Origin of the sequence: Clostridium sp. AF32-12BH, from assembly GCF_003477935.1 — a bacterium.
Lineage (GTDB): Bacteria > Bacillota > Clostridia > Lachnospirales > Lachnospiraceae > Brotaphodocola.
On the sequence record NZ_QUEH01000004.1, the window covers coordinates 48,925 to 60,244 of the forward strand.

An 11,320-nucleotide genomic window follows, 5' to 3' on the forward strand; every position below is an offset into this window, starting at 1 on the left:
AAACATGCTTAATTACATTCATGCGGATCTGCATCGTGTTTTCCGCCGCCCTTCGCGTTTGGTTTTTGTCATTCTCTTTTTTGCGGTCATGCTTGGCAGCGAGTTTTATCAGGCTGTGAGCAGAAGCTACAACAGCATCAATGGACTGACTGTTCTTGCGTTTCACAAATGTAAACTGGATTTTTAGCCTGAATTTTCAGGATTGCCAGAGATAGAAACAGAAGTATGAAACAGAAGGATACAAAAATAGAAGTATACAAAACGCCAGAACCGGTATTGCCCGATTCTGGCGTTTTGTATCTGTAATTTGTTTTACAGTCCACGCTTGTAGAGTTTTTATCGATTAACCAAAGTATCTCTTTAACAGCCCCTCAAATGCCTTGCCGTGTCTTGCTTCGTCTCTTGCCATCTCATGAACGGTGTCATGGATTGCATCGAGGTTTGCAGCTTTTGCTCTCTTAGCCAGGTCAAACTTGCCCTCGGTTGCGCCGTGCTCAGCAGCAACGCGCATCTCCAGGTTCTTCTTTGTAGAGTCGGTTACTACTTCGCCTAACAGCTCTGCGAATTTTGCAGCATGCTCAGCTTCCTCGTAAGCTGCCTTCTCCCAGTAAAGGCCGATCTCCGGGTAGCCTTCTCTGTGTGCAACTCTTGCCATAGCCAGGTACATACCAACCTCAGAGCACTCACCCTCGAAGTTTGCACGCAGGTCTGCTAAGATATCTTCGCTGACACCCTGTGCAACGCCTACTACATGCTCAGCAGCCCAGGTCATCTCGCCAGCCTGCTCTTTAAATTTGGAAGCCGGTGCCTTACATACCGGGCAGAACTCCGGTGCAGCATCTCCCTCATAAACGTAACCACATACAGTACAAACCCATTTCTTCATAACTCAGTTCTCCTTTACATGTGAATTTTGTAATTTCCAGCAGCTTTTGTGTTGCTGAATGTTTATATTGTGTTGACAGATATCGGCACTGACCTGCCGGAATCTGTCAGTGAAGCGCTTGTTTCAGGCACTCTGCGCAGCGTCCAAAAAAGAATACGGTGTGCGCGTCCACTTCTCCTGCGGTGCAGGCCTGCGCTTTCTCATCGATATCGGAAAGCGGCTCCATGGGAAGATCGATGACAGCACCGCAGCTTCTGCATACAAAGTGATAATGCAGGCTGGTGTCTGCGTCGAAGTGGTCCTTGCCGTCACCAAAGGTGAGCTTCTGGACTTCCCCTAACTCCACAAGGAGGTTTAGGTTTCGGTAGACCGTGCCAAGGCTGATGTTCGGGAATTCCTCGCGAATACTTGCGCATACGGCGTCTGCAGTCGGATGGTCCTTGCGGTTCATGAGACTAGCTTTGATGGATTCCCTCTGACGGCTGTATTTTAATGTTTTCATCGCGGCTCCTTTCATCAATAAATAATAGTAATAATTACTATGATTGGATTATAGCAAATGAAAAGCAGACTGTCAAGTCTTTTTTCCCTTAAATCATTTCTTTTGCAGTTTGTATGAATTCTTTGGTTGCCTGCGACATATAATGACCTTTGTGGTAACCGATGGCTAAAATTCCGTGGGCTTTTGGATAGTCCAGGGAGTAGAAGTTTAAAACGGACTGTCCCCTGGCTTTTTCCTGCGCTTCCTCCCGGCCGGAGATGAACATACGCGGATAAAAGGTGATTCCCATGCCTTTTTCAGCCAGGGCAAGGACGGTCTGGATATTTTCGGTTTCCAGCACGATATCCGGTGTGATCTGGGCTTCCTCAAACATCTCGTCCGCAATGGTTCGGACACGGTTTCCTTTGTTGATCAGAAGAAACGGGCAGTTTGCCAGAAGCTTTAAGTCGGTATGTTCGGAAAGCTGGGCTTTGATCTCTTTTAAGCGCCCCGGAAATGCATGTTCCAGAATGCTGTCCGGGACGGCGAGCAGGATCTCCTCTTCGCAGATCGGTACGGTTTCGACATTTTCTACTTTAAATGGAAGCATGTCGATGATCAGATCGATGTTGCCGTGCAGAAGATCGTCTGCCAGTTCGGAGGAATTGCCCTCGATCAGCTTTAAGTCGATGTTCGGAAAACGATCCTTAAATACAGGCAGGATTTCCGGCAGGATGACACGGCCGCGGGTATGGGAAAGTCCAAGTGTCAGCTGACCGACCGAGAAGTCTTTGATATCGGCAAGCTGCCGGTAGGTCTCGTCGCGCAGTTCCAGCATCTGTTTTGCCTTTTCCTTTAAAGCCTGACCTGCGTAGGTCAGGGTCAGGGGTGTGGTGCGGTTGAAGAGGATGACATCGAACTCTTTTTCCATATTGGAAATATGGTTGCTTAAGGACTGCTGGGAGATGAAAAGCTTTTTGGCTGCTTTGGTAAAGTTTAGTTCCTCGGCGGCCACCAGAAAGTATTCCAGGTTTAAAAAGTTAATCATGGACGTTACCTCCAAGATAGAGTGGCTGGTTCAGATAAGGAATATACTGCGCCGCCTTTTCTATCGAAGAATTGACAACGAGCTCCTCTGGAAAATCGATCTCGTGAAGCAGTTCCCAGGCACGGATGTGGTTGCCGACGTCGGCATCACTGTGTGCATCGCTGTCGAGAATGACGGATACCCTGTGGCGGCGGCACAGTTCCAGCATGGTGATATAGTTTTCCTTTGCGTTCAGGCGGTGGCACTGCGGATGCAGGGAACTGGAATTGACTTCGAGAAGTACATGGTTCTCCTTTGCGGCGCAGACCAGGGTCTCGTAATCGACCGGGAAACGTCCGTCATCCGGGTGGCCGATGATCTGAACAGCCGGATTTTTCATGGCGCCCAGGTAGGCAGCCGTGTTCTGGGCAACGGTGCCGCTGGTATAGCAGGGATCGTGGATGCTGGCAATGGCAAAGTCCAGCCCGTTCACATAGCGGGGTTCTAAGTCCATGTTCCCCTCATAGTCGATGATGTTCAGCTCACAGCCCAGCATCAGCTTAACGCCGAACTGCTGCCTTGGGACGACCTTGAAGTTAATAAAATAAAAGGGGTGGCAGGCACCCGGGATGCGCGGGGCATGTTCGGTGATGCCAAGAAGTTTCACTCCTTTTTCGGATGCAGAGCGGAGCATTTCCTGCATGGTATTGTAGGCGTGTCCGCTCATGATCGTATGGGTATGAAGATCTAAAATATCGTGGATCATAGTGTAAGTTCTCCTGATAAAATATGACATGGATGTAATCAAAATAAGCCTGCCGGATCCGGGCAGGACGGTCCGGTTCCAACATGAAAATTATAACACGCTTTTCGGGAGAAAACCAGAAAACTATAGCAAATTGACAGGAAATATGGTAAAGTGGGTAGTAGTATTGAGACGTTCCCAGAGGGAACGGGAAAAGGAGTAAACATCATGAGCGAAGTAAAAGAAACAATGGAAGATTTTGCCAGCGAGCTGGAGGCATCTTATAAGGAATATGACGCACGCCGCAGTAATGCATATCAGGATCAGGAAGGTCCGGACGCAGAAAAGTGGGCAGAGCTTGCACAGCAGATGCAGGATAAAACCGTATTAAAGGTAAAAGTAAAAGAGGCTGTCAAAGGCGGTTTGGTTGCATTTGTCGACGATATTCAGGGCTTTATCCCGGCATCCCAGGCAGCAGATCACTATGTTGAGAAGCTGGAAGATCTGGTAGGTCAGCACCTCGAGGTGGTTCCGATCACGGTAGATATGGAGAAAAAGAGACTGGTTCTTTCCGCAAGAGCAGTCCTGGAGGAGAAAAAGGCAGCAGAGCGTGCAGAGAAACTTGCTGCTGTTGAAGTTGGTTCTGTTGTGAATGGTACCGTAGACAGCTTAAAGGACTACGGCGCATTCATCAATCTGGAGAATGGTTTAAGCGGACTCTTACACGTTTCCCAGATCAGCAACCAGCGCATCAAACATCCGGGCGTAGTATTAAAAGAGGGTCAGAACGTGACCGTAAAGGTTACCGGCGTAAAAGACGGCAAGATCAGTCTCAGCATGAAAGCTCTGACTGCAGACGGCGAGCCGGAAGAGCCGGTAGAAAAATTCGACTACAAAGAGACCGGCGAGGCAACGACTGGTTTAGGCGCATTGCTGCAGGGTCTGAAGTTCTAAGATTTTTTCCGGCTGCAGCGCATCAATCAAAGGAGGGATAGGGTTGGTATATATCCCAAATGCCTACAGTCAGCTGGATCAATGGAATTCTGTCATGTTTCTGTACGAATCGGCACTGAAGGCAATCAACACCAAAATTGAGATCTTAAACGAAGAGTTCATCCATATGTATGGGCATACGCCCATCGAACACATCAAATCCAGGGTCAAGACTCCGGACAGCATCGTCAAGAAAATGAAGCGCAATGGCTATGAGGTCACCATTGAAAACATGGTAGAGAAACTCAGTGACATTGCGGGAATCCGCATCATCTGTTCTTTTAACCAGGATATTTACCAGATCGCGGACATGATCGCCAGACAAAAAGACGTTACGGTTCTTTATGTGAAGGATTACATCCGCAAACCCAAGCCAAACGGCTACAAAAGTTATCACATGGTGGTGACGATCCCCATTTATCTCACGGAAGGTCCGGTGGAAACCAAGGTGGAAATCCAGATCCGCACGATCGCGCAGGATTTCTGGGCCAGCCTGGAACATAAGATCTATTATAAGTTTGAAGGAAGCGGTCCGGATTCGCTGCAGGCTGAGCTGAAGGCATGTGCCGACATGGTCGATATGCTGGATGCAAAGATGTTTTCTTTGAATCAGTCGATCCTGGAAACCAGAAAGGCCCAGGAGGACGAACCGGAGCCGAAAGAGTAATTTATGAAGAGCTTAACAAAAGATACCTGGCAGATCATACGGCAGAACTGGAAACATATTTTTTTGTTCGAACTTTTATACCGTGGAATCACGACACCGGTCTATATGCGGCTTGTCAGCCGCGGAATCCGGCTGGCGCTGAAAGCGGCAGGCTACAGCTATCTGACACCGGCGAATATCGGAAACTTTCTGATCCGGCCGGTGACATTGCTGATATTTGCTGCCGTAGCGCTTGTCGGCATCCTGATCCTGTCACTGGAGACGGCCGGACTGATTACCGCATTTCAGGGGTCAGCCTATTATCAGAAGCTGACCCCTTTGCATATCCTGTGGGGCGGCCTGCAGAAACTGAAAGATGAGATCGTAAAGCACAACTGGCGCCTGCCGCTGTTTCTGACAGCCCAGTATCTGCTGATCCAGCTGCCTTTTATTTTACGGACGATTGTCCGCTATAAACCGGCAAATTTTATTTTTCAGGAGTTTCGGAAACAACCAGTCGCAGTGGCATTTTTGCTGATCCTGCTGATCTTTGGAATTCTTGCGCTGATTCCGAGGTCGCTCACGGCGTATGGCTGTATGATTGAGCAGAAACACTTTCACAGCGGTATGGTACGAAGCTGGCAGATGACCCACAAGCGGAAAGGAAGAATTACATTTCTGGCTATGTTCTGGGAACTGACTGTGATCGTGTCTGCCATGGCCCTGTATGCGGCTTCTGTGTGTATTGCTGCAGTTTGTGTACTGCGGTTTTTCCGGCAAAGCCTTGCAATGGCAGTGCTTCTCTCAGCAGCTGACCGCCTGGAAACCGGAATCACCTATCTGGCATCCATGCTTGCAACGGTGGCAGTGTATGCGGCACTTTCCGTAGTTTATTATCAGTATGGAAACCGCAGATTTCATGCGGAACGATGGGATTTTGGATACCCGGCAAAGGGAAGCGTAAACCGCAAAACCCTGGCTGTTGTTTTGACGGCGGCGGTCTGTGTCGGAATGTTTTATATTTACGATCTGGTTCGCAATGGCTCGGAACTTTCCAAAGAACTTTTGATTGAGACCGAGATCACGGCGCATCGCGGAAGTTCTGTTTCTGCGCCGGAAAATACGATTCCGGCTCTCGAAGCGGCGATGAAAGAGATGGCAGACAGTGCAGAGATCGATGTGCAGATGACATCGGACGGAGTGATCGTGTTGGGACATGATGCCAGTCTGAAACGTGTGGCAGGGGTAAACCGGTCGATTGCGTCCATGACCTTCGCGGATCTGGAAAAACTGGATGTGGGATCCTGGTTTTCACCGGAATATGAGGGCACCCGGATCCCTGCATTGCGGGAAGTCCTGGAGTTGTGCAACCAGAAACTGAACCTGAATGTAGAAATCAAATATGTAGGAAAGAACAGCGAACTGCCGGAAAAAACAGCAGAACTGATCAAAGAATACGGGATGGAAAACCAGTGCGTGATCACTTCGACGAACCTGTCTTATCTGAAACGGGTAAAAGAGGTGCTGCCGGAAATCCGTACCGGATATATTATTTCTGCAGCTTATGGAAATTTTTATTCCAATGAGGATGTTGATTTTATCAGCATTCGTTCCGGATTTGTGACCTCTGCCCTGATGCAGAATGCCCATGAACAAGGTAAGGCAGTCTATGCATGGACGGTCAACACCAAGAGTGAACTGGAGCGGCTGACCCTTCTCGGGGTGGATGGCATTATCACAGACCGGCCGGTGCTGGCAAGGGAGATCGTCTACCGGGAAGAAACTACGGAATCCCTGTTTGAATATTTAAGACTGGTATTGCGATAGGAGAAAATACAATGCGTGTAGTTTTACAGAGAGTGACACAGGCCAGTGTCAAAGTAGATGGGGAAGTCATTGGCGCGATCAAAAAAGGATTTCTGATCCTTCTTGGCGTATCCGATGAGGACAATGAGACTGTGGCCGACAAAATGGCAGATAAGATCTGCAAGCTGCGGATCTTTGCCGATGAAAACGGAAAAACAAACCTGTCCCTGACGGATGTGGGAGGAGAGCTTTTGGTTGTCAGCCAGTTTACATTGTATGCGGACTGCCACAAAGGCAACCGGCCGAGCTTTATCAAGGCGGGAGCACCGGATAAAGCCAACCAGCTTTACGAATATTTTGTGGAGCGCTGCAGGCAGTATGTTCCAAAAGTGGAGCATGGAAGCTTTGGCGCTGACATGAAAGTAGAACTGTTAAATGACGGACCATTTACCCTGGTCCTGGATGCTGACGAGCAGGGCATCCATGCATAGACAGAAATCAGCAATAGGATTACAAGATACTGGCCGGTCCTGTATAGGGGAACGGCAGAGAAACGCTTATGGTTTACGCGTTGCGCAAACGAGAAATGTTTCGGTCAGGAGGCCGGACGAAGAGAGGAGAAGATACGATGAGTGAAAAAGAAAAAACCGAAGGAAAACTTTTGGAAGAACAGCTGACGTTTTCTTTCCCGCATATTGGAAAGGAAGCACCGCAGCAGATCGATGAGGCTGCAGCATTCTGTGAAGGATATAAGGCATTCTTAAATGAAGGAAAGACGGAGCGTGAGTGCGTAGCGGCAGCTGTAAAACGGTTAGAAGCAGCTGGTTACAGCGAAATGGACTTTGCAAAACAGTACCAGCCGGGCGATAAAGTATATTTCATCAACCGCAAAAAAGCGATCGTCATGACAACATTTGGAGAAAAGCCGCTGAAGGAAGGCGTCCGTATCAATGGCGCGCATATCGATTCTCCGCGTCTGGATTTAAAACCGAATCCGGTTTACGAGAAAAATGATATGGCTTATTTCAAGACCCATTACTATGGAGGCATCCGCAAATACCAGTGGGGTACCACGCCGCTTGCCATGCATGGTGTGGTTGTGAAGAAAAACGGGGAAATCGTGAATATTTCCATCGGTGAGGCAGAGGGAGATCCGCAGTTCTGCGTCAGCGATCTGCTTCCGCATCTGGCAGCAAAACAGAATGAGAGAAAGTTAAGCGAGGGATTAAAAGGTGAGGAACTCAATGTCATCATCGGTTCGATCCCATATGTGGATGACAGCGTGAAAGAGCCGGTGAAACTGCTGGCGTTAAAACTTCTGCATGACCGCTACGGCATTACAGAAGCAGATTTCTGCCGTGCCGAGATCGAGATGGTACCGGCCTACAAAGCAGTGGATATCGGACTGGATCGCAGCATGATCGGTGCTTATGGACAGGATGACCGTGTCTGCGCCTACACTGCCCTGATGGCAGAAATGGAGACAAAGCATCCAGAGTTTACCACGGTGACCGTATTTACGGATAAAGAAGAAATCGGTTCTGTCGGAAATACCGGCATGAATTCAGAATTTTTAAAGCAGTATCTGGAGCGTCTGGCACAGATGCAAAAGACCGATGTGAAGGATGTTTATGCACATTCCCTGTGCCTCTCTTCCGATGTCAATGCTGCATTTGACCCGACGTTCGCCGATGTGTATGAGGCAAGAAACTCCTGCTACATCAACAAGGGCTGCGTACTGACCAAATACACCGGATCCAGCGGAAAATCCTTATCCAATGATGCCAGCGCAGAGACCATGGCAAAGGTCATCGGCATTATGGAAGAAAACGGCGTATACTGGCAGAACGGCGAACTGGGGGCAGTAGACCAGGGCGGCGGCGGAACCATCGCGAAACTGGTTGCCCAGTTAAATATCGACACCGTGGATCTGGGCGTGCCGATCATTTCCATGCATGCACCGTTTGAGCTTTCCTCCAAACTGGATGTATACAATACATACAAAGCATTCTGTGCTTTTTATAAATAAGCAGACAGGAAATGAAAAAAATATGAAATTATGAAGAAATGCTTTTTTTCACGCCTGCAATATGCTATAACTGTAGGAAATACGCAAATCCGGAAAATCGGCGCAGTTTTTGGCGCCGATTTGCTGAATTGCTATGGAATATTGAGAAAGACAAAATGAGGACAACAATTATGAGAAAACATGTGAGACTGACTCTTTGCTGCGCAGCAGCAGTACTTCTGGCAGCAGGATGCGGCAAGAAGTCCGATACCGCCGAGACAACCACTGCTGCAAGTGAGACCCAGGCAGAAATCACCGATAAGGGTGAAGTGACCAACCTTGGCCAGTATAAAGGGGTTGAGGTAACCAAAGAAGATACCACGGTGAGCGATGCAGAACTTGACCAGCGGATCGCAAACATTCTGCAGGCAAACCCGGAAGTAACGGAGATCACAGATCGCCCGGCCCAGGAAGGCGACACCGTCAATATCGATTACGTTGGCATGAAAGATGGCGTGGCTTTTGACGGAGGAACCGCAGAAGGCTATGAACTGGAACTGGGTTCCGGAGTGTTCATCCCTGGATTTGAGGATGGACTGATCGGCGCATCTACCGGAGAAGAGCGCAGTCTGAACCTGACTTTTCCGGAAAATTATGGCAATGCAGACCTTGCAGGACAGGCCGTTGTGTTTGATGTAACCGTAAACAAGATCGAAGAGAAGAAAAATGCGATTCTGGACGATGCATTCGTACAGCGTGTTTCTGATTTCTCTACGGTAGATGAATTCCGTGCAGACACCATGGCAACGCTGCAGGATGAAAAAGAGCAGGATGCAGAGCAGCAGATCAAAAACGATGCGTTCCAGGCAGCTGTGGATAATTCGGAGTACAGCCTGAATGAAGCAGCCGTTGAGCAGGAGTATAACAGCCAGGTCGACAGCTATGAGACTTCCTTTGCAAACTATGGAATGACCATTGCAAGTTATGCAGAAATGCTCGGACAGACAGAAGATGAGTTCAAGGAAACCTTAAGAAAAGCAGCAGAGACCGGCATCAAACAGCAGCTTCTGATCCAGGCAATTGCAGAAAAAGAGGGCCTCACGATCGAGGATGCTGACCGCGAAAATCTGGCAGAACAGTTTGGAACCGATGTAGAAACATTAAAGAATGCATACGGGGATGAGCTGGTTGATGAACTTGCCATGACATACAAGGTTGTAGATTTCATTGCTGATAACGCAGTAGTAAAATAAAGAAAATAAAAATACCAGAATATATAAGGGGGATATCCAGATGCAGCTCTTAAAAGACAGAATTCGCAAGGATGGGAAGATCAAAGCAGGAAACGTATTAAAGGTAGACAGTTTTTTGAATCATCAGATGGACACCGATCTTTTCGTGGAGATCGGTAAGGAGTTCAAGCGCAGATTCGCGGATTGTGAGATCAACAAGATCCTTACGATCGAGGCATCCGGAATCGGCATCGCCTGCGTGGTTGCACAGCAGTTTCATGTGCCGGTGGTATTCGCAAAGAAAACAAAGACCAAGAATATCGCTGGAGATGTTTACACCAGCAAGGTAGAATCCTATACCCATGGACGTGTTTACGATATCATTGTTTCCAAAGAATTTCTTGGAAAAGGCGATAAGGTTCTCCTGATCGATGATTTCCTTGCAAACGGAAAGGCCCTGGAGGGACTGGCTGCCCTGGTTGAGGCATCCGGCGCAGAGTTAGTAGGAGCGGGCATTGTCATTGAGAAAGGCTTTCAGGTAGGCGGAGATATCATCCGCTCCAAGGGCATTCGTCTGGAGTCCCTTGCGATCGTTGACAGTATGGATGAAAAAACGGGCACGATCGTGTTCCGTGGAGATGAAGCGTGAGTAAGAGAAAAGCGTTATTTTTTGACATTGATGGAACGTTACTCAGTGAAGTAACAAAAACGGTTCCAGAGAGTGCCAAGAAAGCCATTTCCATTGCCCGCTCACTGGGACATCTGGTTTTTATCAACACCGGGCGTTCCTACGGGGAAACGGAACAGATCCACAATATTGCCGAGGCAGATGGCTGGCTTTGCGGCTGCGGAACCTATGTGGAATCCGAAGGCAACATTCTCTTAAACCGGCTGATGCCAGCTGCCCAGGTCCGGCGCATTGCCAGACTTGCGGTAGATTCTGACGCGGATATCTTCCTGGAGGGACCGGGAACCTGTTATTACTGCAGCGCTTCCGGCCGTATGCCGTTTGGGCAGCAGCTCCGCAGTAATTTCGGAAAGCTGGTGGAGTGGATTGCGCCGGAAGCGGTAGATGAGGAAGTAAATAAGTTCTGTGTGCTGACCGACGGGCAGAGTGACCGGACCGGCTTTTTCCGGAACCTGGATCTGGATATTTCTGTGATCGACCGGGGAGACGGCTTTTATGAGTGTGTTCCGGAGGGCTTCAGCAAGGCAACTGCCATTGACGTGGTATTAAAGCATTACGGACTGACGCTTGAGGATGCTTATGTATTCGGCGACAGCACCAACGACATGGCCATGTTTGAGCATGTGCCGAATGCAGTGCTTATGGGAAAACATAGCCCGGAACTGGAGCCGTATGCCAGTTTTCTGACGAAAACCGTGGAGCAGGACGGCATCTGGTATGCCATGGAGAAGCTTGGATTACTACAGGAATAAAAGCCATGACTGTGCGGGAAATCCGCTGTTGTCTGCGCTGTGCGTGAGTGGCAACA

Annotated in this window: 13 protein-coding genes; 9 read left to right on the forward strand and 4 right to left on the reverse strand. The window is 48.7% G+C overall.

The annotated features are described in order from the left end of the window. Positions 1–4 precede the first annotated feature (4 nt). The gene (locus DWZ40_RS04885; RefSeq protein WP_118541313.1) at positions 5–187 is read left to right on the forward strand and encodes a hypothetical protein; all 183 of its coding nucleotides are present in this window, start codon (positions 5–7) and stop codon (positions 185–187) included. 156 nt (positions 188–343) lie between these two features. Here DWZ40_RS04885 and DWZ40_RS04890 read toward each other — a convergent pair whose 3' ends face one another. The 4 genes from DWZ40_RS04890 to DWZ40_RS04905 form a co-directional block, all read right to left on the reverse strand. Beyond that, positions 344–886 carry an NADH peroxidase gene (locus tag DWZ40_RS04890; RefSeq protein ID WP_118531709.1) on the reverse strand — a complete coding sequence of 181 codons (543 nt, stop codon included), beginning with the start codon at positions 884–886 and terminating at the stop codon, positions 344–346. 106 nt (positions 887–992) lie between these two features. Continuing rightward, positions 993–1,388 (reverse strand): transcriptional repressor, encoded by a 396-nt coding sequence (locus DWZ40_RS04895; protein WP_118541315.1) that lies wholly within the window; start codon positions 1,386–1,388, stop codon positions 993–995. Between the two features lie 88 nt (positions 1,389–1,476). Next, positions 1,477–2,415, reverse strand: a complete 939-nt coding sequence (locus tag DWZ40_RS04900) for a LysR family transcriptional regulator (protein WP_118541317.1) — start codon at positions 2,413–2,415, stop codon at positions 1,477–1,479. Further along, positions 2,408–3,160, reverse strand: coding sequence for a phosphatase (locus tag DWZ40_RS04905; RefSeq protein ID WP_347560045.1), 753 nt, complete (start codon positions 3,158–3,160; stop codon positions 2,408–2,410). The genes DWZ40_RS04900 and DWZ40_RS04905 overlap by 8 nt, the downstream gene beginning before the upstream one ends. Before the next feature lie 207 nt (positions 3,161–3,367). Between DWZ40_RS04905 and DWZ40_RS04910 the strand changes: the two genes are divergently transcribed. From DWZ40_RS04910 to DWZ40_RS04945, 8 genes are all read left to right on the forward strand, one after another. Beyond that, the gene (locus DWZ40_RS04910) at positions 3,368–4,093 is read left to right on the forward strand and encodes a S1 RNA-binding domain-containing protein (RefSeq protein WP_118541319.1); all 726 of its coding nucleotides are present in this window, start codon (positions 3,368–3,370) and stop codon (positions 4,091–4,093) included. Positions 4,094–4,136: 43 nt separating this feature from the next. Then, positions 4,137–4,799 (forward strand): GTP pyrophosphokinase family protein, encoded by a 663-nt coding sequence (locus DWZ40_RS04915; protein ID WP_118541321.1) that lies wholly within the window; start codon positions 4,137–4,139, stop codon positions 4,797–4,799. A 3-nt stretch (positions 4,800–4,802) separates the two neighbouring features. Next, positions 4,803–6,605 (forward strand): glycerophosphodiester phosphodiesterase, encoded by a 1,803-nt coding sequence (locus DWZ40_RS04920; protein ID WP_118541323.1) that lies wholly within the window; start codon positions 4,803–4,805, stop codon positions 6,603–6,605. Between the two features lie 11 nt (positions 6,606–6,616). Beyond that, on the forward strand, positions 6,617–7,075 hold the full coding sequence (gene dtd / locus DWZ40_RS04925) for a D-aminoacyl-tRNA deacylase (protein WP_118541325.1): 459 nt from the start codon (positions 6,617–6,619) through the stop codon (positions 7,073–7,075). 137 nt (positions 7,076–7,212) lie between these two features. Further along, positions 7,213–8,613 (forward strand): aminopeptidase, encoded by a 1,401-nt coding sequence (locus DWZ40_RS04930; RefSeq protein WP_118541327.1) that lies wholly within the window; start codon positions 7,213–7,215, stop codon positions 8,611–8,613. Positions 8,614–8,783: 170 nt separating this feature from the next. Continuing rightward, entirely contained in the window at positions 8,784–9,845 is a 1,062-nt protein-coding gene (tig, locus tag DWZ40_RS04935) for a trigger factor (protein WP_182430607.1), read from the forward strand. Between the two features lie 40 nt (positions 9,846–9,885). Continuing rightward, on the forward strand, positions 9,886–10,473 hold the full coding sequence (locus DWZ40_RS04940; RefSeq protein WP_118541331.1) for a xanthine phosphoribosyltransferase: 588 nt from the start codon (positions 9,886–9,888) through the stop codon (positions 10,471–10,473). Further along, positions 10,470–11,264 (forward strand): HAD family hydrolase, encoded by a 795-nt coding sequence (locus DWZ40_RS04945; RefSeq protein WP_118541333.1) that lies wholly within the window; start codon positions 10,470–10,472, stop codon positions 11,262–11,264. The genes DWZ40_RS04940 and DWZ40_RS04945 overlap by 4 nt, the downstream gene beginning before the upstream one ends. Positions 11,265–11,320 lie beyond the last annotated feature (56 nt).